Raw genomic sequence first — 26129 nt, forward strand, 5'->3', positions numbered from 1 at the left:
TCTCTGCGACCGGTCGGGACAGGCTGCCTCAATCCGCGCCCGTTGACAAGGGCCTCCCGTCGGCGGGTTGATATACATTATGCGATCTCGCCGTGCGGAACCGTTGCCGCGCCGGGCGCCCGTGCGGTTCACCAGGGACGGTCACCGATGATCGTCGCCCGCTCCATGACGCGTCGCTGGGGTGCGTAGTCCGACACCGCGTAGTGCTGCGTGCACCGGTTGTCCCAGAACGCGATGGAGTCCGCTTCCCAACGAAAGCGGCACTGGAACTCGGGGGTGCGAGCCTGGGCTGTGAGGTGGTCGAGCAACGCCCGGCTGGCGTCGGGCTCCATGCCCACCACATGGCTGGTGAACACGTCGTTGACGTACAGGATCTTGCGACCGGTCTGCGGATGCGTGCGCACGATCGGGTGCTCGGCGGGCGGGTATTTCGCCTGCATCTCGGCGAGCTTGTCCGGTTCGAGCAGCATGCCGAACGTGCCGGAGAAGTCGTGCACGGCGGTGCGGCCCTCGATGGCGGCCTTGGTCTCCTCGTCGAGGCACTCGTACGCCATGTACATGTCGGCCCAGAGCGTGTCGCCGCCGAGCGCGGCCGGCGTGACGCAGCGCAGGATCGAGCCGAGCGATGGTTCGAGCCGCCACGACACGTCGCTGTGCCAGATGTTCTCGTAGCCCGTCTCCTTCGGGCCCTTGTCGAAGCGGACGACCTCGGGTACCTCGCCCTCCCGCAAGAAGGGATGCACTTCGAGCTCGCCCCAGTTGCGAGCGAAGTCGCGGTGCTGCGCGCCGCTGACGTGCTGGTCACGGAAGAACAGCACCTTCCATTCGAGCAGCGCCCGGTCGAGCTCGGCGAACAGCTCGGGGCTGAGCGGCTGGCCGACGTCGACCCCGTACACTTCGGCGCCGATCGTGGGGCCGAGCGGGCGCAGGTCGAAGCGCTCGTAGGGCTTGTCGTCGGCACCAGGGCCGAGCCGGTGGAGCTGATACTCGCCGGCACGCAGGCCGGGTCGGATCGTGAACGTCACGTGGGGACCTCCAAAGTGGCGACGAGGTTGAGGGTGGCGTCGGATGGTGCGGCGCACAGCAGCCCGGCGACGGCGTCGACGAGGCCGCTCGCCAGCCAGGCGGGCGAGCCGGCGTCGGGGGTGCCGGCGTCACGGGCCCGCTCGTAGTCGGCCACCGCCATGACGGTGAGCCGCACGGCCAGCTCGATGCGCTGGTCGCGAACCGGCGGTGGCAAGTGGTCGAGCAGGGCGGACACCTCGACCATCCAGCGCCGCATCCCGCTCAGCTCGGGGCGATCGAGCTCGGTGAGACGGCCCGACGCCACCGGGTCGGCCAGGAAGGCGGCGAGAAACCGGCCGTACCAGGTGGATCCGGGTGCCTCGTCGAGCGACTCGGCCAACGGCACGACGAACGCCGCCGCCAACGCCCGTACCGGATCGTTCACCCCCGACCCCGACCCCGCCGCCGACCCCGCCGCCGACCCCGCCGCCGCCCCCGACCGAGATCCTGCGATTCGTGCAGAAGTGGTTGCTGTGTCGCCACTTCCGCACGAAGAGTTGGCATCCGACGGCGTTGCATCGTCGAGCAGGGCCTCGCGACGGGCGTTCACCGCGGTCATGCGGAGCTCGAAGATGGCGTCGACGAGTGCGGCCTTGGAGCCGAAGTGGTAGATCGCCGCCGAGTTGTTCCTGGCGCCGGCCATCGTCCCCGCCTCCCGCAACGACAGCGCGGCGACACCTCGCTCGCCGACCAGTCGCTCCGCCGCTTCCAAGATCCGTCGCCGCGTCGCCTCTCCCCGGGCCATGCCGGCACTCTAAAGCAACTGACTTACTTTGTCGACCCTTCGCCGAGGTCTTCCCGACTCTTCGTGCAGAAGTGGCACTACAGCCGCCGCTTCTGCACGAATCGCACGGTTGTGGCCGCGCGGTACCGTCGCGGGGATGGAGCGGACCCTGTACGACGACGAGCACGAGATGTTCCGGGGCAGCTTCCGGGCCTTCCTCGACAAGGAGGTCGTGCCCAACTTCGAGCGGTGGGAGCACGAAGGGATCGTGCCCCGCGAGCTGTTCGCGACGGCTGGCGCGGCCGGCTTTCTCGGCATGGCGATACCCGAGGAGTTCGGCGGCGGCGGGGTCGACGACTTCCGGTACAACGCGGTGATCGGCGAGGAAGTGCAGCGAGCCGGCGTCGGCGGCTGCGGGCTCGGCCTCACCCTCCACACCGACATCTGCACGCCCTACTTCTTGCACCTCACCAACGACGACCAGAAGGCCCGCTGGTTGCCGGGCATCGCGTCGGGCGAGCTCATCACAGCCGTGGCGATGACCGAGCCGGGCATCGGCTCGGACCTGGCGGGCATGGCGACGACGGCGGTGCGCGACGGCGACCACTACATCGTCAACGGCTCAAAGACGTTCATCTCCAACGGCATCAACGCCGACGTGGTGATCTGCGCGGTGAAGACCGACCCGACACAGCGCCACAAGGGCATGAGCCTTCTGGTGATCGAGCGCGCCATGGAAGGGTTCGAGCGCGGCCGCAACCTCGACAAAGTCGGGCTGAAGAGCCAGGACACGGCCGAGTTGTTCTTCCACGACGTCCATGTGCCGGTGGTGAACCGGCTCGGCGACGAGGGCACCGGCTTCCTCCAGCTCGTGCACAACCTGCCGCAGGAACGGCTTTCGATCGCCAACGCCGGCGTAGCCGCAGCGCGCGCCGCGTTCGACTGGACGCTCGCGTACGTCAAGGAGCGCACCGCGTTCGGCCAACCGATCGGATCGTTCCAGAACTCCCGGTTCGCGCTGGCGGAGATGAAGACCGAGATCGAGATCGGCCAGTCGCACATCGACCGCTGCATCGCCGCGCACCTGCGTGGCGAGCTCACGGCCGACGAGGCCGCCGCCGCGAAGTGGTGGTGCACCGAGCTGCAAAAGCGGGTGGTCGACCGCTGCGTGCAGCTTCACGGCGGCTACGGCTACATGCTCGAGTACCCCGTGGCGCGGGCGTACACCGATGCCCGGATCACCACCATCTACGGCGGCACCACCGAGATCATGAAGGAGATCGTCGGGCGCTCGCTCGGCGTGTGAGCACTCGACAGGAGCCGCCGACATGACCGGCCCGAAGCAAGACCGTGCGCGCCACGTCGCGCTGCTCCGCGCCGTCAACGTCGGTGGCCTGAAGGTCGCCATGGCCGACTTGGCTGCGGTGTGCGACGAGCTCGGTTGGACCGAGGTCCAGACGTACGCCAACTCGGGCAACGTTCGGGTCGACACCCCCGCCGCGCTCGAAGCGGGCGACGTCGCCGACCAACTCGGCGCCGCCCTCTCGGCCCGCTACAACCGGGACTTGCGAGTGGTGGTCCGCAGCCAGGACCAGCTCGCCGACGCCGCGGCCCGCTGTGATGCGCACCGCCACCCCACCGACGGACCCAAAGCGCTCCACGTCGGGTTCTGCGACTCGCCACCGCCGCCGGACGCGTTCGAGCACGCCGATTGGGACCGCGTGGCGCCCGACCGGGCCGAGGTCAGCGGCCGCGAGCTGCTGTTGCGCTACCCCGACGGGATGGGTCGCTCGAAGATGACCGTGCAGTGGTTGCTTCGCCACATCGGGCGAGATCGCATCCTCACCGTCCGCTCGATCGCCATGGTGCGTACGCTGAGCGAGCTGTGACCAGAACCGCCTGTCCCGCAGGCGGCGGCCAAGGACGATCCACCAGGGAGGCCGACATGAACGTGGGCGACGAGGTCGCGGACTTCGAGCTGCCGGATCAGGACGGCCAACCACGCCGCCTGTCGACGCTGCTCGAGAACGGCCCTGTGGTGCTGTTCTTCTACCCGGCGGCGATGACGAAGGGCTGCACCAAGGAGGCCTGCCACTTTCGTGACTTGGCCGCGGAGTACGCCGAAGTGGGCGCGCAGCGAGTGGGCATCAGCCTCGACACGGTCGACAAGCAGAAGCGCTTCGCCGACCAGCACTCCTTTGACTACCCGTTGCTGTCGGACGACGACGGCACGGTGGCCAGGCAGTTCGGTGTCGCCCGCCCGATCAGCTTGCTCAAGGTGAAGCGGCACACGTTCGTGATCGGCACCGACCGCAAGTTGCTCGCGGAGATCTCGAGCGAGACGAACATGAACCGCCACGCCGACGACGCGCTCGAGTTCCTGAAAGCGCGCACCGCCAGTTGACGCGCTCGCCCGCGTCAGCGCAGGTCGTCGTACGCGCGGCGTAACAGCAGGGCGGCGGCCCCGTGCAGCACACCGCGCACGATGAACCACAGACCCACCACGAGCGCCACGGTGGCGACGCCGGTCCAGGGGTCGATCAGCACTACGACGCCGGCCACGAGGCTCAGCGCACCGAACAAGCGGACCAGCCAGGGCTTGGGATGGGTGGCGGCGCGAGCGAAGTCGTCGATCCCGGCCACCACCAGCCACACGCCGAGGGCCACGAGCACGGCGTAGAGGCCTGCGCCGGGTCGGGTGAGGGCGATGAGCCCCGCCACGATCCCCGCCACCGACAGGCCGACCGCCCAGCCACGGCCGGGCACGCCGGCGGGCACGCCCGCCGCGGCGATCATCGTCGCCACGCTGAAGACCAACAAGGCAATGCCGACCACCACCGCCAGCCCCGCGATCGTGACACCCGGATACGCGACGGCCACGATCCCGGCCACCACTTCGGCCACGCCGACGGCGAGCAGCCAGTGCCACTTCCCGGTGATCTCCGCCAGCGCGTCGAGCAGCGTGCCGGGCGGGCGCGGACCCAGCGGCCGGCGCGCGGTCACCGGGAGCTCCCCATCACGCCCGGCTCAGCAGGTCCTTGGCGATGTGGGTGATCTGGATCTCGTCGGTGCCGGCGTAGATCTGGAACACCTTGGCGTCGCGGGCGAGCTGCTCCACCCGGTACTCCGACATGTAGCCGTTGCCGCCGAACAGCTGCACCGCCGCCATGGCCACCTCGCTCGCCGAACGGGCCGAGTACAGCTTCAGCGCGGACGCTTCCGCGAGCGTCATCTGCTTGCCGGCTGCCGCCATCTCCACGAAGCGGAACACGAGGTTCTGCACGTTGAGCCGGGCGACTTCCATCAGCGCCAGCTTCTCCTGGATCAGCTGGAACTCGGCGATCGGCTTCTCCCACAGGAGCCGGTTCTTCGCGTAGTCGATCGACAGCGCGAGGCACTCCTCGATCACGCCGAGCGACATGGCCGCGACCCCGGCCCGCTCGGTGGTGAAGTTGGCCTTGGCCGACTCGCGCCCGCCGCCGCCGCCCATCTCCTCGGTGCCGCCGAGCAGCCGGTCCTTGCCCACCCGCACGTCGGTGAGGAACAGCTCGCCGGTGGGCGACGAGTGCAGTCCCATCTTGCGGAACGGTTTGGACTGCTCGAAGCCCTCCATGCCTTTGTCGAGGATGAAGGCCAACACGTTGCGCTCGCGCATCGGCGCGTTGTCGCCTTCGTCGAGCTTGGCGTACACGACCGTCGTGTCGGCGTACGGACCGTTCGTGATGAAGGTCTTGTTCCCGTTGAGGATGTACTCGTCGCCGTCGCGGCGCGCCGACGTGCGCATGCCGCCGAGCGCGTCGGAACCGGAGTTCGGCTCGGTGATGGCCCACGCGCCGACCTTCTCGAAGGTGAGCAAGTCGCCGCCCCAGCGCTCCTTTTGCTCGATGGTGCCGCTCTTCATGATCGTGCCTGCGGCGAGGCCGGTGCTCACGCCCATGGCGGTGACGATGCCCGGGCAGTAGTGGCACAGCTCGATGATCGGGATCAGCGTCATCGACGCGGCGCCGCCGTCGCCACCCTCACGCTCGGGCTTGGGGGGCAACGTCTCGCCCTGCGCCGCGGCCTCGGCGGCGGCCTTCTCGTGTTCGATGCGGGCCTTGAAGCCGGCCCGCGCCATGGTGTCCATGCCGAACGTGGCGTACAGCTTGCGGATGATGTCGTACGGCGGCAGATCGCCGTGCTCGAGGTCGTCGATGTGGGGCTTCACCTCTTCCTCGAGGAAGCGCCGCACGGCATCGCGCACCATCAGCTGCTCGTCGGACCATTCGTACACCGGTGTTCCCCCTCCGGGTGGTTGCCGTCGCGACGGCTCGGCCAGGCCCGTCACCGTACGTCGCCCGGCTTCCCAGGGCGAAACGCCACGGCATCGGGTGGCGGGCCTCCACCGACCTGACGGCGTGTTAGAACGTGTTCTCGTTTCTCGCGCCAGTGGAAGGGGCACCTGGATGCAGCGCTTCGAAGGTCGGGCCGTGTTCGTCACCGGCGTGGCGTCGGGGATCGGGCGGGCGTCGTTCGTGCAGTTCGCGTCAGAAGGCGCATCGGTCTACGGGATCGATGCCAACGCCGAGGCCCTCGCCGAGACCGAGCAGATGGCAGAGGCCGCCGTGGCGGAGGCCGGCGGATCGGGCGCCACGTTGATCGTGCAGCCCGGCGACGTGAGCGACGAGCAAGCGGTGGGCGCGCACGTCGCCGCGGCCGTCGACGCGTTCGGCGGGCTCGACGTCGTGGCAAACATCGCCGGCATCTTGCGGTTCGGCCACACCCACGAGTTCGACTTCGCCACTTGGCGCAAGATGTTCGACGTCAACGTGCACGGCACGTTCCTCGTCTGCCGGGCCGCCCTCCCCCACCTGCTCGAGCGCAGGGGCGTGATCGTGAACATCGCGTCGACGGCCGCCCACGCCGGCTGCCCGTGGGGCGCCGCGTACAGCGGCACGAAAGGCGCCGTGCTGTCGATGACGAGGGCGCTGGCGGTCGAGTACGCCGAGCAGGGCCTGCGGGCGGTCACGATCAGCCCCGGGTCGGTGGAGACGCCCATCCAGAACGAGTTCGCCGTGCCCGAAGGCGCCAACTGGAAGCTGATCCAGCGCGCCATGCCGCTCGGCCGCAGCGCCAAGCCCGAAGAGCTCGGCAAGATCGTCGCGTGGGCCGCGTCGGACGACTCGTCGATCTTCAACGGCGCCGACCTGCGGATCGACAGCGCCACCCTCGCCTGAACCCTCCCCCCGCTGTGAGCACTTGGCCACCCACCAGGTGGCTACCTGCTCACACCACCGTGGGAGGTGGGGAACCCTCCCCCCGCTGTGAGCACTTGACCACCCACCAGGTGGCTACCTGCTCACACCACGGTGGGAGGTGGGGAACCCGCGCCCCGCTGTGAGCACTTGACCACCCACCAGGTGGCTACGTGCTCACAGCACGGTGGGAGGGTCCGGATCAGGGGGCGTCGACCCCGTCGGCGCCGTCGGACGACGCCGCAGCACCGTTGGTGCCGTTGCTCGCCGCACCGTTGGTGCCGTTGGTGCCATTCGACCCGGCGACCGTGCCACCGGCGCCGCCCGCGCTGCCTCCGGTGCCGCCGGCCGGCGTGCCGACAGCGCCGATCGCGCCGTTGCTGCCACCCGAGGTGCCTGCGCCACCGAGGCCGCCGGGACTGCCGGCGGCCGAGCCCCCGGGGCCTCCCGCGCCACCGGCCCCCGCGCTGGGCGTGCCCGGCGTGCCGCCGGGCGAGCCCGCACCACCGGTGGCCGCACCGCCCGCACCGCCGGAGGCCGCACCGGCGCCACCGGCACCGGCGATCTCGGCCTGGGTGGTCGTGGGCGCCGGCGTGTTGTACGTCGACGTGGTCGAGGCCGTGTTGCCGGACACGTTGCCGGTCGACACGTTCACACCCGAGTCAGCCGAGGCCGTGCCCGTGTTGACGAGCAGCGACGACTGGGTGGGCGTGACGACCCCACCGGCGTCGATGTGACCCGACTGGGTGACCTGGTTGGTGGCTTCGACCCCCTCGGCCGAAGCGGGCCCGGAGCCGACCGATGCGGTTCCGTCCGACGAGTTGCTCGACGGCGACGTCGACGAGGAGGCGAGGTCGCCGGTCGTCTGGTCCTCGGTGGAGTCAGCTGCGGCGTCGCCACCGGCGCCGCCCGTGGCCGTCCCTGCACCACCGTGGCCACCCGTGGCTGCGCCACCTGAACCACCCGTGCCACCGTTTCCGCCCGTGCCAGACCCGCCGGCACCACCTGCAGCACCTGCACCACCCGTGCTCGCGCCACCAGCACCACCTGCGCCACCGTTGCCGCCGGTGCCCGACGTGACCGTGCCACCTGCGCCGCCACCGCCACCGGTGCCACCTGTGGCGCCGCCACCGGCGCCGCCAGCACCACCACCGGCGCCGTTGCCTGCGGCACCAGCCCCACCAGCTGCGCCTGCGCCACCGGTCGAAGCACCGCCTGCGCCGCCCGTGGCGGCCGAGGCACCACCCGCGCCACCCGTGGCCGCCGAGGTGGCCGTCGGCCCGTCAGCGGTGGTCGTGGCGGTGTGGGAGACACCGTTCGTCGAGGCGTTGCCGACGCCGGTGTTGCCGCCCGTGAAGGCCGAGCCGAACCCGGTCGTGTGGGCCGTGACGTCCTGGTCGACGTCGGCCACGCCGGGCGTGCCGATCGTGACGTCCGCGGCCTGCGTCGCGTGCAACGTCGACTTGGCGCCGACTGCATCGCCGGCCCCGCTCGTGACGCTCGCCGTTCCGTCGGACGTGTTTGAAGTCGTGCCAGAGTCGGCCTGGCCGATGTCGCCCGTCGTGAGCGAGGAGTGGGCGCTCGAGTCGGCGCCGCCACCTGCGCCGCCGGTCGAGGTGCCCGCGAGACCGGCACCACCGGTCGAGGTGCCACCAGCGCCACCCGCGCCACCGGCACCACCGGTGCCCGCGCCGCCATTGCCGCCAACGGCGCCCGCACCGCCGGTCGAGGTGCCACCGGCACCACCCGCGCCGCCGGCACCACCGGTGCCCGCGGCTGCCGTCCCGGAACTGGACGACCCGCCCGTGCCCGGAAGACCCGGGACGCCGCCGCCGAGGACGCCCGGACCACCTGGGCCGCCGGAGCCGCCCGAGCCGCCACTGGCCGATCCGCCGGTCGTCGAGGCGCCACCACCGGCACCACCTGCACCACCGGAACCACCGGTCGAGGTGCCACCGGCACCACCCGCGCCGCCTGTGGCGCCGGAACCGACGCCGCCTTGGCCACCCACGGCACCGGCGCCGCCGGTGGAGGCACCGCCAGCGCCGCCGGTCGCTGCCGACGCGCCACCCGCGCCGCCCGTGGCCGCGCTCGTGGCGGTCGGCCCGGACTGCAACGTGGTCACCGTCGAGTCAGCGTTGTTGGTCGAATCGTTGCCGTCAGCCTGGTTGGCGCCGGTGATGGCCGATGCCGTGCCGTCGACCGTGCTGTCGAGGCCCTGGTCGAGGTTGGCGACGCCCGTGCCGGACACGTTCGCCGTGGCCTGCTGCGAGCTGGTCAGCGTCGAGCCTGCGTCGGCACCGGTGGCCGACGCAGCCCCCGTGGCGATCGTCGCGGTGCCGTCGGAGTTGTTGGAAGTGGTTCGGCTCGTGCTCTGACCGATGTCGCCGGTCGTGAGCGACGCGTCAGCGTGGTCGGTGGACGCACCACCCGCACCTCCGGTCGAGGTCGCGGCGCCACCGGCACCGCCCGTGCTCGCACCGCCGGCACCACCGGCCGCTCCGGCGCCGCCGTTGCCGGCACCACCGAGACCACCGGCACCACCCGCGCCGCCCGTGCTGGCACCACCGGCACCACCGACGCCACCGGCACCACCGGTCGAGTTCGCATTACCGCCGGTCCCGGCACCGCCCGAGCCGCCCGAACCACCCGAGCCGCCGGCACCGAGGCCTGCCGGGCCACCGGCACCGCCCGCGCCGCCGGCACCACCCGTGCCCGTGCCGCCGGTCGAGGTGGCCGCGCCACCTGTGCCACCGGCCGCACCCGCGCCACCGGTGCTCACGCCACCGGCACCACCGGCACCGCCCGCCGCGCCGTTGCCAGCGCCGCCAGCCCCACCGGCGCCGCCGGCGCCGCCCGTGCTGGCTCCGCCTGCGCCGCCAAGCGACGCAGATGCCCCGCCGGCACCGCCGGTCGAGGTGCTCGACACCACCGGGCCGCCGACCGTGTTGCCGTCGTTCGAGGTCGAGCCGTTGGTCGAAGCGTTGCCGACCGCGCCGTTGCCGCCGGACGAAGCGCTCGCCGCTCCGCTGACCGAGGAGTCGACGTGCTGGTCACCGTCGACCACACCCGACCCACCGATCGTCGCCGCCGACTGCTGCGCCGCCGTGGCCGACGACTTCGCACCCGTGGCGCCTGCACTTCCGGTCGTGACGGTCGCGCTGCCACCCGAGGTGTTCGCCGTCGTGCCGGCCTGCGACTGACCGACATCGCCGGTCGCGAGGGTGCCATCGGCGGTGGAGCCCGACGAACCGCCGGCCCCACCTGTGGACGTCGAGGCGCCGCCTGCGCCGCCCGCGGACTGACCACCGACGCCACCGACGTTGCCCGCGCCGCCCGTGCCCGCGCCACCGGCGCCGCCCGCGCCACCGGCACCACCCGTCGACTGACCGCCGGCACCGCCCGCACCAGCCGCGCCGGCCACGCTCACCGCGTTGCCGCCCGTCCCGGCACCACCGGCACCGCCTTGGCCGCCGCTGCCACCGAGGCCGAGGGCCGCAGGACCGCCGGAACCACCTTGGCCGCCGTCACCACCGGTCGCCGCGCCGCCCGTGCTGGCGGCGTTGCCGCCACCGCCACCGACTGCGCCGGCACCACCGGTGGAGCCACCGCCGACGCCACCTTGCGCGCCGGCACCACCGGTTCCGCCGCCACCCACACCGCCGGCACCGCCGGCACCGCCGGTCGAGCCACCGCCAGCGCCGCCGGTCGAGGTCGATGCCCCACCTGCGCCGCCGGTGCTGGAGCTGGTCACGCGGGGCCCGCTCACGCCGGTCGTCGTGAGGCTGCTGACGCCGTTGTCGGACTCGTTGCCGGTCGCGTCGTTGTCGCCAGAGGTCGACGACGCCGCGCCTTGGACCGTGTTGGCGAACGTCTGGTCGCCGCCGATCGTGCCGGACCCGCTGATCGCGTCGTCAGCCTGCTGCTGGCTGTGCAGCGTCGACTGCGCGCCGGTGACGTTGGTCGAGCCGGTGCGGATCGTCGCCGATCCATCTGACGTGTTCGTGACGTCGCCCTGCTGGGCGAGCCCGACGTCGCCCGTGGACATCGTCTCCGAGGCCGCCGAGGTCGAAGGACCGCCTGCGCCGCCTGTCGACTCGGAACGACCACCGTCGCCACCCGTCGAGGCGCCGCCGGCCGCGCCAGCGCCGCCCTGGCCACCTCGGGTGGCACCACCCGCGCCACCCGCGCCGCCGGCACCACCGGTCGACGCGCCACCCGCGCCGCCGGCACCACCCACGCCGCCCGTGGAGTTCGCGAGCCCGCCTTGCGCGGGACCGCCCGTGCCGCCCGTGCCACCGTTGCCGCCGGCACCAACGGCCGCGCCTGCACCGTTGCCGCCCGTGCCACCGGTGCCGCCCGTGGCGGTACCACCGGACCCGGTCGCCGTGCCGCCGGCACCACCGGCCGCACCGCTCCCGCCGGTCCCGGCACCGCCGGCCGCACCGCTGCCACCGGCGCCGCCCTGCGTGAGGCCACCGGCCCCACCGGCACCTCCGGCGCCACCGACGGACGCGCCGCCGGCCCCACCGGTCGACGTCGACGCACCACCGGCGCCACCCGTGCTGCCGCTCGAGACCAGGGGGCCCGTCACGGCCGAGATCGCCGCCGCGCTGGCCTGGTTGGTCGAGACGTTGCCGGTCGCGGTGTTGCCGCCTGAGGAAGCACCCGCGCTACCGGACACGTCGGACGTCAGCGTCTGGTCGGCGTCGACCACACCCGAGCCGAGCGACGACCCGGTCTGCTGGGCGGCGCTCAGCGTGCTGGCCGCACCCGTGCCACCGGCGGAGCCGGTCGTGATCGTGGCCGAGCCGTCGGACGTGTTCGACGTCGTGCCGGCCTGGGACTGCCCGATGTCGCCGGTCGTGACCGAGGCGGTGGCCGACGAGTCGGACGAACCGCCCGCACCGCCGGTCGAGGTCGAGCGACCGCCTGCGCCGCCGGTGGAAGCTCCACCGACCGCACCAGCCGCGCCAGCACCACCGGCTGCCGCACCACCGGTGCCACCGGCACCACCGGCACCACCGGTCCCCGCGCCACCGGTGCCACCGATGCCACCGGAGCGGCCGTTGGCGCCGCCGAGACCGCCGTTGGCGCCGCCGCCGGAGCCGCCCTGGCCGCCGGTTCCGGCGATCGTGCCACCGCCGCCCGTGCCACCGCCGCCGCCGGCACCACCGGTTCCGGTGCCGCCGGTCGAAGTCGAGGCGCCACCTGCGCCACCTGCGCCACCTGCGCCACCTGCGCCGGAGCCGCCGCCGTTGCCGGCGCCCGCGGCGCCGCCGGTTGCGGTCCCGCCAGCGCCACCGGCGCCACCTGCCCCGCCGACGGAACGGCCACCCGCGCCGCCGATCGCAGCCGACGCGCCGCCGGCGCCACCCGTGCTGGTGCTCGACACCACGGGCCCGCCGACGCCGTTCGTCGCGGAGCCGGTGGCGTCGTTCGAGGACTCGTTGCCATACGCGGTGTTGGAGCCGGAGTCGGCGGTCAGCGCGCCACTGACGTGTGAGGTCACGGTCTGGTCGCCGAGGCTCACGCCGTCACCCGCGTCGGAGCTCGCGGCTTGCGACGCGGTCACCGCGGAGGATGCGCCGGTGCCCGACGCGTTGCCGGTCGTGATCGAGGTCGAACCGTCCGACGTGTTCGACGTGGTGCGGTCCTGCGACTGGCCGATGTCGCCCGTGGTCATGTCGCCCTGCACGGTCGACTGCGACGCGCCACCCGCGCCGCCCGTCGAGGTCGCCCGGCCACCTGCGCCACCGGTCGAAGCGCCGCCGGCCGCGCCGGCCGCGCCGGCACCTCCGTTCGCTGCGCCACCGGTGCCACCGGTGCCGCCTTGGCCACCGGCACCTGCACCGCCGGTGCCGCCCGCGCCGCCGAAGCCCGTGCCGAGCGTGCCGGACGACGCCGTGCCACCCAGGCCCGCGCCGCCGGCACCGCCCTGGCCGCCCCCGGCCGGGATGCCGATTCCGGTCGCGCCGCCGGAGCCGCCGGCGCCACCTGTGCCGCCGGTGCCCGCGCCTCCCGTCGCCGCAGCTTGGCCACCCTGGCCGCCATTGCCACCGTTCGCGCCGGTGCCGGTGCCGCCGAGACCGCCCTCGCCGCCGATGCCGCCGAACGCGTTCGCACCGGAGCCGCCTGCGCCGCCGGCGCCGCCGACCGAGGCACCCCCTGCGCCACCGCGGGCGCTGGAGGCGCCACCGGCGCCACCCGTGGAGGAGCCGGTCAGGTCCGGCCCCGTGACCGAAGCGCTGTCGTTGCTGGCGGCCGTGTTCGAGGAGTCGTTGCCGTAGCCCGTGTTGTCACCGGTGGTCGAGTCCGCGGTGCCGGCCACGGCGTTGTCGACGGTCTGGTGCTGGTCGCTCACGCTCGACCCAGTGGTCGCGCCGTGGATCGCCTGAGTGGCGTCGAACGTCGAGCTCGCGCCCGTCGCCGATGCCGCGCCGGTCGAGATCGTGACCGAGCCGCCCGACGTGTTCGACGTCGTGCCGCTCTGCGCCAGACCGATGTCGCCGGTGGTCATCGAGCCGGACACGTTCGTGGACGACGCACCGCCGGCGCCGCCGGTCGAGCTCGCCGCGCCACCCGCGCCGCCGGTCGAGACGCCACCGGCCGCGCCGGCAGCTCCTGCGCCACCGGTCGCGGGACCGCCGGCACCGCCCGTTCCACCGGCACCACCTTGGCCCGTGCCGCCGACGCCACCGGCACCGCCCGTACCGCCGTTGGCCGTCGAGGGACCGCCTTCGCCGGTGCCACCGCCGCCACCCGTGCCGCCCGTGCCACCGATGCCGGCCACACCAGGCGCACCGTTGCCGCCCCGGCCGCCGGTGCCACCTTGGCCCGTGCCGCCGCTCGCGGTGGCCGCGCCGCCGGCACCGCCGGCGCCACCGAAGCCGCCGCCGCCCGTGCCACCGCCGCCACCGATGGCGCCGTTTCCACCGATCGCCTGACCGCCGGCGCCACCGGCACCACCCGCGCCACCGGTCGAAGCGCCACCGGCACCACCGACCGCCGACGAAGTGCCACCGGCACCGCCAGTCGAAGTGGCGTTGACGACCGGACCGGTCACGCGCGAGGTCGCGCTGCTCGAGGCAGCGTTGGACGAGTCGTTGCCGGAGCCGGTGTTGTCACCGCTCGACGCGGTGGCCGTACCGGCCACCGCGTTGGTGACCGACTGGTGCTGGTCGGACACACCCGACCCGCCGATCGAGTCGTCCACCGACTGCGTGCCATGGGCCGTGGAGCTCGCACCGGTTGCCGACGCGGCCCCGGTCGAGATCGCAACCGCCCCATCCGACGTGTTGGTGGTCGAGCCGCTCTGGGCCTGGCCGATGTCGCCCGTGGACATGTCGCCGCTGGCCACCGTCGCAGATGCGCCACCGGCACCACCGGTCGACGTCGCCCGGCCGCCTTCGCCGCCCGTGGAAGCGCCACCGACGCCGCCGATCGCACCGGCACCGCCGGTGGCTGCACCGCCGGCGCCGCCGGTACCGCCGGCCGCGCCGGTGCCTGCAGCGCCGGCACCACCTGCTCCAGCCGAACCACCGAGAGCCGATCCGGCACCGCCGGTGCCCGCGCCGCCAGCAGCACCCGTTCCGCCGGCGCCACCGGCACCGACTCCGACGGGACCGCCGGAACCACCCGCGCCACCAGTGCCACCCGTACCGGTGCCACCCGTCGCGGAAGCCTGACCACCGCTGCCGCCGGCAGCGCCCGCACCACCGAAGCCGCTACCTCCGAGACCACCGCTGGCGCCGTTGCCGCTGATCGCGCTACCGCCGGCACCGCCCGCACCACCGGCACCGCCGGTCGACTGGCCGCCCGCACCACCGGTCGCGCTCGATGCACCGCCCGCGCCACCGGTCGACGACGCGCTGACCACCGGGCCCGTGACGCCGGAGGTCTGGTTGCTGGACGTGGTGTTGTCCGAGGAGTTGCCGTAGCCCGTGTTGTCGCCCGACGAGGCGTCGGCCGTACCCGCCACGGCGTTGGTGGTGGTCTGGTTCGCGTCCGAGACGCCCGAGCCCGAGATCGAGCCGTCGACCGACTGCGAGCCGGTGTACGTCGAGGTCGCGCCCGTCGCCGACGCCGCGCCGGTCGAGATCGAGACCGAACCGTCCGACGTGTTCGAGGTCGTGCCGCTCTGGTTCAGGCCGATGTCGCCGGTGGTCATGGACCCGGTCACGGTCGTCGACGCGGCACCACCCGCGCCGCCCGTCGAGGTCGACGCGCCACCGGCACCACCGGTCGACGCGCCACCCGCGGCACCTGCGCCACCGGCACCGCCGGTCGCGACGCCACCCGCGCCGCCCGTGCCACCGACCCCGCCGGTTCCCGTAGCGCCCGCACCGCCGGCGCCACCTGCGCCACCGGTCGACGCGGCGTCGCCACCCGTGCCGGCACCGCCAGTGCCGCCGGCACCACCCGTCCCACCGGCACCAAGGGCGCCGGATCCACCGGACCCGCCGCTGCCGCCCGTGCCGCCCGAGCCGGAGCCACCCGTGGCGGTCGCGTTCCCACCGGTGCCACCTGCACCGCCGCCGCCACCGATACCGGTGCCACCGGCACCACCTGCACCACCGTTGCCACCGATCGCGCCGCCACCGGAGGCGCCAGCACCACCTGCGCCGCCCGTGGCCGCGCCGCCGGCACCGCCGGTCGCCGTGGAGGCGCCGCCCGCGCCGCCCGTCGACGAGCCATTGAGGCTCGGACCGGACACGCCGGAGGACTGCGAGCTCGTGGCCGTGTTCGTCGAGGAGTTGCCGTAGCCGGTGTTGTCGCCCGAGTTCGAAGTCGCCGAACCGCTCACCGAGTTGGTGGCGGTCTGGTCCGGGAGGGACACACCGCTGCCACCGATCGTCGAGCCGACGGCCTGCGTCGAGCTCGCGGTGGACGACGCGCCGGTCGCGGTCGACGCGCCAGTCGAGATGTTCACCGAGCCATCGGACGTGTTCGTCGCGGAGCGGTTCTGGTTGAGGCCGATGTCGCCCGTGGTCATCGAGCCCGACACGTTGGTCGTCGCGCCGCCACCGGCACCGCCCGTCGCGGTCGCCGCGCCACCGGCGCCACCGGTCGCTGCGCCACCGACACCGCCGGCGCCACCGGCACCGCCCGTCGCCGCGCCACCCGCGCCACCCGCGCCGCCGGCACCACCGGAGCCGGTCCCGCCGGCACCACCGATACCCCCTGCACCGCCTCCGGCGCTCGCGCTGCCACCCGCGCCGTCGCCACCCGCGCCGCCGGAGCCACCGGAGCCAGCCACGCCGATGCCCACGCTGCCGCCCGCACCGCCGGAGCCGCCGGAGCCGCCGGTGCCGTTGCCACCCGTGGCCGTGCCGCTGCCGCCGTCGCCGCCGGCGCCGCCCGCACCACCGGAGCCGGTCCCGCCGGTCCCGCCGGTCCCGCCGGTCCCTGCGATGGCCTCACCACCGGCACCACCTGCACCACCTGCGCCGCCCGTGGCCGCGCCGCCCGCACCACCGGTCGCCGTGGCGTCGCCGCCCGCGCCACCGGTCGCCGTCGCGGTGACGGACGGGCCGGTCACGCCGGTGTCCTGCGTGCTCGTGACGTTGTTGGTCGACGAGTTGCCAGAGCCGGTGTTCCCGCCGCTGTTCGAGGTCGCGGAACCCGCGACGGAGCTCGAAGCGGTCTGGTCCGGCGTGGACACACCGCTGCCGCCGATCGACGAGTCGACCGACTGGGTCGACGTAAGTGACGACGTCGCGCCGGTCGCCGTCGAGGCGCCGGTCGAGATGTTGACCGAGCCGTTGGAGTCGTTCGAGGTGGTCGAGGTCTGGTTCAGGCCGATGTCGCCGGTCGACATCGTGGCCGAGCCGGTCGCCGAGGCGTCGCCGCCCGCACCACCGGTCGCCCTCCCTGCGCCGCCGGCACCACCTGTGGCTGCGCCACCCGCACCACCTGCGCCACCTGCGCCACCGGTTGCGTCGCCGCCGACACCACCCGCACCGCCGGCACCACCCGTTCCGGCGCCACCCGCGCCGCCCACGCCACCAGCACCGCCGGTCGCGCTGGCCGAACCGCCCGTCCCGCTGCCGCCCGTGCCACCCGCGCCCCCAGGCCCGCCGATGATGGGCAGACCCGGCGCGCCAGGCGCACCGGACCCGCCGGGCCCAGCGTTGCCACCTGCTGCCGCGGAGTCACCACCGTCTCCGCCCGCACCACCGCTGCCGCCCGTGCCGGCAGCACCCGCACCACCGCTGGCGCCGGCGCCACCGACCGCGGCAGCGCCCGCACCGCCGGCGCCACCTGCGCCGCCCGTGCCGGTACCGCCCGCACCGCCCGTGCCTGTTCCGTTGCCGCCGTTGCCGCCCGTGGCGGTCACGGTGACCGACGGGCCCGTGACACCGCTGGTCTGCGTGGTCGTGGCCGTGTTGGTCGAGGAGTTGCCGACGCCGGTGTTGTCACCGCTGTTGGAGGTGGCGGAACCGTCGACGGTGTTCGAGATGGCCTGGTCCGCGTCGATCGTGCCGCTGCCGGTGATGGTGCCGTCGATCGACTGGTTCGAGGTCGTGGAAGACGTCGCGCCCGTGGCCGTGGCCGCGCCGGTCACGATGCCGACCGAGCCGTCCGACTTGTTCGACGTGGTCGAGGTCTGGTTGAGGCCGATGTCGCCGGTCGACATCGTGGCCGAGCCGCTGGCCGACGCCGCGCCACCTGCACCACCCGTGCCCCTGCCGGCTCCGCCCGCGCCGCCGGTGCCGGTACCACCCGCACCGGCCGCGCCGCCGGATCCGGCCACCGCTGAGCCGGCCGACCCTCCCGGGCCACCCGAGCCGCCGGTTCCGGAGCCCGCGGCACCGCCGGGGCCGCCCGCGGCGCCCGTGGCACCGGGCGTCCCGGGTCCACCGGCCGAGCCTGCAGCCGCACCGCCGGGCCCTCCCGCAGTACCGCCCGACGCGACGACCGTCACGCCACCGCTGCCACCCGCGGCACCGGCGCCGCCGGTGCCCGTGCCACCCGCACCGCCCGTCCCCGATCCGTTGCCCCCTGCGCCACCCGTGGCGGTCGTGCTCACCGAAGGTCCGGCGACGCCCGTCGTCTGCGTCGTGGTGGCGGTGTTGGTCGAGCTGTTGCCCGTGCCCGTGTTGTGACCACTGTCGGACGAGGCCGTCCCGGTCGTCGAGACGTCGGAGCTCTGATCGGCGTCGACCACGCCGCTCGACGGGTCGGTGATGGCCTGGGTTGCGCTCGTCGTGGACTTGGCGCCGACCGCAGTGGCCGCGCCGGTCACGATCGAGACCGAGCCGTTCGAGTCGTTCGACGCCGTGCCGGTCTGGTTCTGGGCGAGGTCGCCCGTGGTCATGGCGGTGCCGGCGCCCGCCCCGGCACCGCCACCCGCGCCACCCACGCCTGCGCCCGTCCCACCAGCGCCGCCCGTGCCACTGGCACCGCCCGCGCCGCTGACGTTCGCGCCGTTCGCACCGTTGTTCGACGACGACGCGCCGACGGCGCCAGCCGTTGCAACCGGGGCGATCGGCGGCGGGGCCACCGAGGCGTTCTGGTCGACCAGCGCGGTGTTGATCGAGCTGTTGCCGTACGCGGTGTTGTAGCCCGAGTTGGCCGTGCCGTAGCCGGTGCTGTGCACCACCGACTTCTGGTCGTACAGCTCCACACCGGCGAGCGCGCCGCCCGAGGTGCGCTGGTCGCTCTGGCTCACCGCGTTGGTCGAGTCGTCACCCGTCGCGGTGGCAGCGCCGGTGCGGATCGACGCGCTGCCGTCCGACGTGTTCGACGCGGTGCCGTCCTCGTTGACTGCGACGTCGCTGGTGCCGGCCACCGCGCCCAGCAAGGCCTGGTTGATCTCGGCGTCGTTGGTGGAGTCGTTGCCGGTCGCGGTGTTGCCACCCGACGTCGCGCTGGCCGTCCCGGTGTTGTCGATCGTGGAGCTCTGGTGGTCGTCGACCACGCCGCCCGCGACGCCCCCGTCGGACTGCGTGACGCTGTTGGAGGACTGGTTGCCCACCGCGGTCGCGGGGCCGGTGACGATCGAGCCGGTGCCGTTCGAGGTGTTCGATGCGGTGCCGTTCATGTTGACGGCGGACGTGGCGGCGCCGTCGATGTTCGGGCTCTGGTTCGCTGTCGCCGTGTTGTGCGAGCCGTTGCCGACGACCGTGTTGTTGCCCGTGTTGGCCGACGCGCTGCCCTGGTTGTTGACGGTGCTGGTCTGGTGGGTGACCTGCACTGCGCCAGAGGCGGTGACGGCCTGCCCGACCGTGTTGGAGGTCTTGTTGCCGGTGGCGGTGGCGCCAGCCGTGTTGACCTGCGACGCGCCACTCGACGTGTTGGCCGTGCCGCCGCCGGTGTTGGCGGCTTGCGAGGGGTCGGCTGCATGGACGGCGGTGGTCGCGTGCGCGGCTGTCGCCTGGACGCCGATGATCGTGCCACCAGCTGCGAAGGTCAGCAGCGCACGCTTGATGATGCGCCGCTCCATCGCCGCCGAGTCACGTCCGTCGCGACGCTCAGCCCGCTTGCCCATGGTGGTCCACCCCTTCGCCCGTCGTTGGCGGGTGACAGAGGGCGACCGGCCTACGCCGGGACATCGCCCATTCCTTGCCGTCAGCCCGCGCCTCCCTCCACACAGGAGGGACAGCGTCCGAAACGTACCAAAGCACCCCGGCAGCAGGGACCCCAGCACACCCCTAGGATTATCCATTGCTGTAATTTCTGGGGTCCCGATCGGGGCTCGAGGACCGCGGGCGCTCACCGACAGTGCGTGGACTCCTGCGGACCGTGATCGAGCCCGTCTCGGCGGCCAGCTTCGTCGCCGTCGGCGGATGCTCCGCTTCAGCCTTCGGTTCCGGTTCTCGTCCCCGTGCAACATGGAGCGCAGTGACCACTCACCACCGCCAACGGCCCCTGGTCGCGACCGCCGTCATCGGGCTGCTGCTCCTCGTCGGGCTCGCTTCCGGCTGCACGTCCGGAAGGATCGAGGACCTCGCCAAGACCACGTCGACGGCGAGCCCGCCCAGCGTGGCCGGAAGCAACCGCACCGCCACCGCGTCCCGCCTCGACTGGCAGTCGTGCGGCGAGCTCCAGTGCGCCACGCTGGAAGTGCCCCTCGACTGGTCGAAGCCGGACGGCAAGACGATCGGTCTGCACCTCGCGCGCAAGCCGGCCACGGGTACCCGCGAGGGGTCGGTGTTGTTCAACTTCGGCGGTCCGGGCGAGGCCGGAGGCTCCGACTTCCAGGACTACGTCGACGGGGCGTTCGACCGCTCCGGCCGCGATCTCGGACAGCACTTCGATCTCGTGTCGTGGGACCCTCGGGGGACCGGCAAGTCCGACGGCGTGGCCTGCACGTCGATGGCCGAGACGCTCGAGCCCGACCTCGACCCCACGCCCGATACGCCGGCCGAGACCACCGCGTTGCGCCAGCGGACGATTCGCGACACCCAGAACTGCCTGCGCCGCGCCGGCAGCGTGTTGCCGTACGTCGACACGTGGAGCACGGTGCGCGACCTCGACGCGATCGGAGCCGCGCTCGGGGACGGCAAGTTGACGTACGTGGGCTTCAGCTACGGCACCGAGCTCGGCATGTCGTACCTCGCGACGTACCCCACCCACGTGCGCGCCATGGTGCTCGACGGCATCGCGTTGCCGCAGGACCCCATCAGCGAGAGCCACGACCAGGCGGTCGGGTTCGAGAAGGCCGTCGAGACCTTCTTGCGCGACTGCACCGCCGGCACTTCGAGCTGCTCGTTCGGCGACGGCAACGCGGCGGGCGCGTTCGCGGCGCTCTCCGCTCGTCTCGAAGCCGGCGCGCGCATCCCCGCCTCGGGAACGTGCTCGCTGGTGGGCAGCGCGCTCCGGCAACGCAAGGCCAGCGTCGGCATCGGCGAGCTCGACACCGCGGTGGCGCAAGCCATGTACGACCGCACCCTGTGGCCCATCCTCGGTACCGGGCTCTCGCAGGCCTCCCGCAAGTCCGATCCCGACGCCGCCTGCCTCCTCGTGCTGCGTGACTACTACGCCGGCATCCGGCCCGACGGCTCGCTCGACCACCTGCTCGACTCGTTCCATGCGATCAGCTGCGCGGACCAGGCCGCCCGTGCGCACGATCCGCTCGGCGACCACCCGACCCTCGTGGCCCAGTGGTCGAAGGAGCTTCCACTGGTCGGCGGTCAGTTCGCAGAAGGCCTGCCCGGTTGTTGGGGCTTCCCCGCCGCGCGCCATCCGCTCCAGTCGTTCACGGCGGCCGATTTCGCGGACGCGCCGCCGGTGGTCGTGATCGGCAACACCGGCGACCCCGCAACCCCGTTCAGCCACGCCGAGCAGGCGCACACGTTGTTGCCGGGCTCGGTGCTCGTCACTTACGAGTCGACCGAGCACACGGTGTACCTGACGCACGGATCCACCTGCGTCGACCAGCCCGTCACCCAGTACCTCCTCGACGGGCGCCTCCCCCGCGACGGCATCCGCTGCAAACCCTGACCCGACGGTGCCTCGTCCGCCGCGGCGCCCGTCGAGCGACCGGGCGGCGATGAACGCGCGCCGTCAGGGCGCCGACCGGCGCAACAGCTCGTCGAGCTTGGCGTCGAGGCGCGCCAGGTCGCTGCGGCGCGCCGGTGTCGCATCCGCGGCGAGCTCGAGGACGATCGCGCCACCCGGTTCGAGGCGCGCTTCGGCTACGTCGGCGAGGGTGTCGGCACCCTGACGGCTGAGCGCGGTCCGCACGTCGCTGGGCCGCAGTCCGAGCTTGGCCAGCGCCGCATGGTCGACCTCTCCGTCGCGCACCAGCACGGTCGGCGACCCCTCGAAGGCGCGCAGCAGACGGTCATCGCGGTTCACGAACCGGACCACCGCCGCGTTGGCCGCCACCAGCACCGCGGCGCCGAGCAGGCCACCCGTCAGGGTGTTGTCGGGCCCGATGACCGCGTTTTGCACCACGTTCGACAGCAGCAACAGCACCACGAGGTCAAACGAGTTGAGCTGCGCCAAGTCGCGCTTGCCCGCCACCCGCAACAGCACGAGCAGGCCCACGTACACGCCCACGGTGCGCAGCACCTTCTCCAACACAGGGATGCCGCCGTGGAACAGGCTCGTGGACATCGAGGCGAGGGTCGGAAACGGTGCGAGGGTCGGAAACGGTGCGAGGGTCGTCACGTCGGCTCCTTCGGGTGGCTCGGGCTCGGCCGGTTGCCGACGAGCCACCGGTAGCCTGGCTCGCCGTGCGGTGTGGGTGCAGACAGAACGCGATCGGGCAGCGATGACCGCGTCGCCGCCCGCCACCGGTTCGCCTGCCACCGCGCACGCTGATCCCGAGCTGGGTTGGTTGCGACGGCTCCGCCCGTGGGTCGGTGCACACAAGGGGAAAGTGGTGGCCGCGTTCGCCGCGGCGGTGGTCGGAATGACCGCCGTGTCGGTCGGCCCGGTCATCCAGCGCAGCGTCATCGACGATGTCGTGATCGGCCGGCACGGCTCGCTCGGCACGCTGCTCGCCGTCTTGGTGGTGCTGGCTGTGGTGCGACTCGCGTCGACATTGGTGCGTCGCTACCTCGGCGGCAAAGTGAGCCTCGAAGTCCCCTACGACTTGCGCAACGCGGTGTTCGAGCACCTCCAGCGACTCGACTTCGCGAGCCACGACAACCTGCAGACCGGCCAGCTCGTCAGTCGGGCGAACGCCGACCTCAACATGATCCAAGCGCTGCTGGCGTGGATGGCGCTGGTGCTCGGCAACGCGGTGCAGCTCCTCGTGTCACTCGGGCTCATGCTCTGGTTATCGCCGTTGCTGTGCGCGCTGGCGTGCTTCGTTGCCGTCACCTCGTTCGCGGCGGCGTGGCGCATGCGGAGCATCGTCTACGTCTCGAGCTGGGACGCGTCGCAGCGCGAAGCCGAGATGACCGCGGCCGTCGAGGAAGCCGTCACCGGAGTCCGGGTCGTGAAGGGCTTCGGCCAGGAACCCACCGAGCTGCGACGTCTGGTCGACGCCGTAGAAGTGCTGTTCGGGGCGCGGACCCGCAATCTCCGCCACCGCGCCAAGTTCACGGCGCTGCTGCAGACCCTTCCCGCCTGCGGTCAGCTCGCGGTGCTGGTGGTCGGCGGCTGGTTGGCGCTCCACGGTCACCTCACGGTCGGCACGTTGTTGGCCTTCTTCACGTACCTCACCCAGCTCGCGGCCCCGTCGCGCACCCTCGCCCTGTTTCTCACCGCGGCGCAGCAGGCGCGGGCGGGGACCGAACGGATCATGGAGCTGCTCGACGCCACTCCGCTGGTCGCCGACGCGCCCGACGCGCTCGATCTGGCAACCGTCGAGGGCCGCGTCCGGTTCGACCACGTCACGTTCGGTTACTCGCGCCGCGAACCGGTGCTCTCCGACTTCGACCTCGAGCTGGCACCCGGCGACCGGGTGGCGGTGGTGGGCGCGTCGGGCTCGGGCAAGTCGACGGTCGCGCTGCTGGCGCCCCGCTTCTACGACGTGCTCGGCGGCTCGGTGCAGCTCGACGGTCACGACGTCCGCGACCTCACGGTCGACTCGGTCCGCCGCCACATCGGCGTGGTGTTCGAGGAGACGTTCCTGTTCTCCGAGACGATCGGCGCCAACATCGCGTACGGCCGTCCCGACGCCACGCCCGAGCAGATCCGGGCCGCGGCGCGCGCTGCCGAGGCCGACGGCTTCATCGAGGCGCTGCCCGATGGCTACGACACCCCGGTCGGTGAGCGCGGCCTCACCCTGTCGGGTGGCCAGCGGCAACGCATCGCGCTGGCCCGGGCGCTGATCACCGACCCGCGCATCTTGATCCTCGACGACGCGACCAGCTCGGTCGACGCGCGGGTCGAGCACGAGATCCACCAGACCCTCGAACGGCTGATGGTCGGCCGCACGACGTTGCTGGTGGCCCACCGCCGCTCCACGTTGCGGCTGGCCGAGCGGATCGTGGTGCTCGACGAGGGGCAGGTCCTCGACACCGGCACGCACGACGACCTGGTCGGTCGGTGTGCTCGCTACCGGGAGCTGCTCGCCGGCGACGACGACCAGCTCGACGCGCCACCGGCGCTCGTCGCGGGCAGCGACCCCGAGCCCGACCCGTGCGTCACCGAGAGCGCGTTCGCCGATGCGCCCTCCGCCGAACGGGCCACCGAGCGCACGGCCGAGCGGGCCGCCGACGGCACCGAACGCCGATCGCACATCGTGCCGGTGGCGCGGACTGCGGCGCCCGCGGGGACGCGCATGGGCGGCGGGGTGGGCGCGGGGCGAGCCATGGGCGGCGGCGACCGCTTCCTCGGCCCACCCACGCCGGAGCTGCTGGCCGCGCTCGACGCGCTCGAGCCACCGGTCGACCACAGCAACGTCGACGCGGCCACCCACGAGGAGGACCGCGGCAGCCTCCACCTCCGGCGCTTCCTCGGCCCGTGGCGCCGGGAGCTCAGCCTCGGCCTCGTGCTGGTGGTGCTCGACGCGCTGGCCACGCTCGCCGGCCCGGCGCTCATCAAAGTCGGGATCGACCGGGCCGTCGTGCACGGTTCGCGCAATGCGCTGTGGACCGCGTCGGCCGTGTTCTTCGGGGTCACCTTGTTCGACTGGTGGGACATGTGGGCCGACACCCTCGTGACCGGCCGCACCGCCGAGCGCGTGCTGGTGGCGCTCCGCATCCGCGTGTTCGCCCACCTCCAGCGGCTGGGCCTCGACTTCTACGAGAACGAGATGGCGGGGCGGATCCTCACCCGGATGACCTCCGACGTCGACACCTTGTCCGACCTGCTCCAAAACGGCCTGATCAACGCGGTGGTCAACGCCGTCACGTTCATCGGCATGTTGGTGGTGCTGTTCGTGCTGAGCCCTTGGCTGGCGCTGGCGACGCTCGCCCTCATCCCGCCGCTCGCCGTGGCCACCGCGTGGTTCCGCCGCAGGTCGAGCGCGGCGTACGACCGCCAGCGCGAGCGCATCGCCGCGGTCAACGCCGACCTGCAGGAGAACTTGAGCGGCGTTCGCGAGACCCAGGCCTTCCGGCGGCAGTCCCACAACGTCGCCCGCTTCCGCGACCTCGGCGCTGCCCACCGCGACGCCGGCATCGAGGCGATGTGGATCCAGGCCCGCTACTTCGGTTTCGCCGAGCTGCTCGCCGGGCTCGGCACGGCGCTCGTGCTCGGGCTCGGCGCGCTGTTGGTGCACCGCGGGTCGATCACGGTCGGTGTGCTGGTCGCCTTCTTGCTGTACCTCACGCAGTTCTTCGCGCCGATCCAGCAGCTCTCACAGGTGTTCGACAGCTGGCAGAAGGCCGCGGCGGGCATGCGCAAGCTCGACGACCTGCTCACCACTCCCACGTCGGTGCCCACCTCGCAGCAACCGACGCGGCTCCCGCGCCTGCGAGGCGAGGTCTGCTTCGACCAGGTGCGCTTCCGGTACGCGCCGGCCGCTCCGTGGGCGCTCGACGGGATCGACGTGGTGCTGCATGCCGGCCAGTCAGTGGCGCTCGTCGGCGAGACCGGATCCGGCAAGTCCACGCTGGTGAAGCTCGTCGCCCGCTTCCACGACCCAACCGAAGGAGCCGTGCTGGTCGACGGCATCGACTTGCGCACCGTCGACCCGTCCGCGTACCGCCAGCAGCTCGGCTATGTGCCGCAGGAGCCGTTCCTGTTCGCCGGCACCGTCGCCGCGAACCTCGCGTACGGCCGGCCCGGCGCCAGCCGCGCCGAGCTCGAAGCGGCGGCGAGAGCGGTCGGCCTGCACGAGCGGATCATGCGGCTGCCCGGTGGCTACGACCACGAACTGATCGAACGGGGACGGTCGTTGTCCACCGGCGAACGACAGTTGCTCTGCCTCGCCCGCGCATTGGTCGTCGACCCGGCGGTGCTGATCCTCGACGAAGCCACGTCCAACCTCGACTTGGCATCCGAAGCTCGCATCAACGAGGCCATGGACACCGTGTGCGGGAAGCGCACCTCGGTCACCATCGCCCACCGACTGCCGACGGCCCGCCGGGCACAGCGCATCTTGGTGCTCGACGGCGGTCGCATCGTCGAAGACGGTGACCACGACAGCCTGCTCGCCCGCGGGGGTCGCTACGCCGACATGTGGCAGGCGTTCGCCGATCCCGACCAACCCGACGTCCCCGACGCGCCCTCGATCTCGGCCGCGAGCTGACGCGAAG

At 73.0% G+C, this 26129-nt stretch carries 12 protein-coding genes; 6 read left to right on the forward strand and 6 right to left on the reverse strand.

The genetic code is table 11. The annotated features are described in order from the left end of the window. Positions 1 to 128 precede the first annotated feature (128 nt). A complete protein-coding gene (locus tag VHA73_03095) occupies positions 129 to 1025 on the reverse strand; it encodes a TauD/TfdA family dioxygenase (protein ID HVX16995.1) in 897 nt (298 codons plus the stop codon). Further along, positions 1022 to 1810 (reverse strand): TetR family transcriptional regulator, encoded by a 789-nt coding sequence (locus tag VHA73_03100; GenBank protein HVX16996.1) that lies wholly within the window; start codon positions 1808 to 1810, stop codon positions 1022 to 1024. Before VHA73_03100 ends, VHA73_03095 begins: the two co-directional genes overlap by 4 nt. Positions 1811 to 1946: 136 nt before the next feature. On the opposite strand from VHA73_03100, the gene VHA73_03105 reads away from it, so the two are divergent. Genes VHA73_03105 through VHA73_03115 form a run of 3 tightly spaced genes read left to right on the forward strand, consistent with a single transcriptional unit; the run spans position 1947 to position 4193 of the window. Continuing rightward, positions 1947 to 3095: an acyl-CoA dehydrogenase family protein gene (locus tag VHA73_03105; GenBank protein ID HVX16997.1), complete on the forward strand. Its 1149-nt coding sequence runs from the start codon at positions 1947 to 1949 to the stop codon at positions 3093 to 3095. A 22-nt stretch (positions 3096 to 3117) separates the two neighbouring features. Then, a complete protein-coding gene (locus VHA73_03110; GenBank protein ID HVX16998.1) occupies positions 3118 to 3678 on the forward strand; it encodes a DUF1697 domain-containing protein in 561 nt (186 codons plus the stop codon). A 56-nt stretch (positions 3679 to 3734) separates the two neighbouring features. Continuing rightward, positions 3735 to 4193, forward strand: a complete 459-nt coding sequence (locus VHA73_03115; protein HVX16999.1) for a peroxiredoxin — start codon at positions 3735 to 3737, stop codon at positions 4191 to 4193. Positions 4194 to 4207: 14 nt separating this feature from the next. Here the strand turns inward: VHA73_03115 and VHA73_03120 are convergent, their stop codons facing one another. Beyond that, complete coding sequence (locus VHA73_03120; protein HVX17000.1) at positions 4208 to 4792, reverse strand: DUF308 domain-containing protein; 585 nt, start codon at positions 4790 to 4792, stop codon at positions 4208 to 4210. Between the two features lie 13 nt (positions 4793 to 4805). After that, positions 4806 to 6062, reverse strand: coding sequence for an acyl-CoA dehydrogenase family protein (locus VHA73_03125; protein ID HVX17001.1), 1257 nt, complete (start codon positions 6060 to 6062; stop codon positions 4806 to 4808). Positions 6063 to 6234: 172 nt separating this feature from the next. Here VHA73_03125 and VHA73_03130 point away from each other — a divergent pair, with 172 nt between their 5' ends. Further along, entirely contained in the window at positions 6235 to 7005 is a 771-nt protein-coding gene (locus tag VHA73_03130; protein ID HVX17002.1) for an SDR family oxidoreductase, read from the forward strand. A gap of 220 nt (positions 7006 to 7225) precedes the next feature. Here VHA73_03130 and VHA73_03135 read toward each other — a convergent pair whose 3' ends face one another. After that, positions 7226 to 19516 carry a hypothetical protein gene (locus tag VHA73_03135; GenBank protein ID HVX17003.1) on the reverse strand — a complete coding sequence of 4097 codons (12291 nt, stop codon included), beginning with the start codon at positions 19514 to 19516 and terminating at the stop codon, positions 7226 to 7228. Between the two features lie 353 nt (positions 19517 to 19869). Between VHA73_03135 and VHA73_03140 the strand changes: the two genes are divergently transcribed. Then, positions 19870 to 21471 carry an alpha/beta hydrolase gene (locus VHA73_03140; protein ID HVX17004.1) on the forward strand — a complete coding sequence of 534 codons (1602 nt, stop codon included), beginning with the start codon at positions 19870 to 19872 and terminating at the stop codon, positions 21469 to 21471. Positions 21472 to 21534: 63 nt separating this feature from the next. Here the strand turns inward: VHA73_03140 and VHA73_03145 are convergent, their stop codons facing one another. After that, on the reverse strand, positions 21535 to 22143 hold the full coding sequence (locus tag VHA73_03145) for a YetF domain-containing protein (protein HVX17005.1): 609 nt from the start codon (positions 22141 to 22143) through the stop codon (positions 21535 to 21537). 103 nt (positions 22144 to 22246) lie between these two features. Between VHA73_03145 and VHA73_03150 the strand changes: the two genes are divergently transcribed. Then, positions 22247 to 26122, forward strand: coding sequence for an ABC transporter ATP-binding protein (locus VHA73_03150; GenBank protein HVX17006.1), 3876 nt, complete (start codon positions 22247 to 22249; stop codon positions 26120 to 26122). The last annotated feature ends 7 nt before the right edge of the window (positions 26123 to 26129 follow it).

The organism is Acidimicrobiales bacterium, assembly GCA_035547835.1.
Taxonomy (GTDB): Bacteria; Actinomycetota; Acidimicrobiia; order Acidimicrobiales; family Iamiaceae; genus DASZTW01.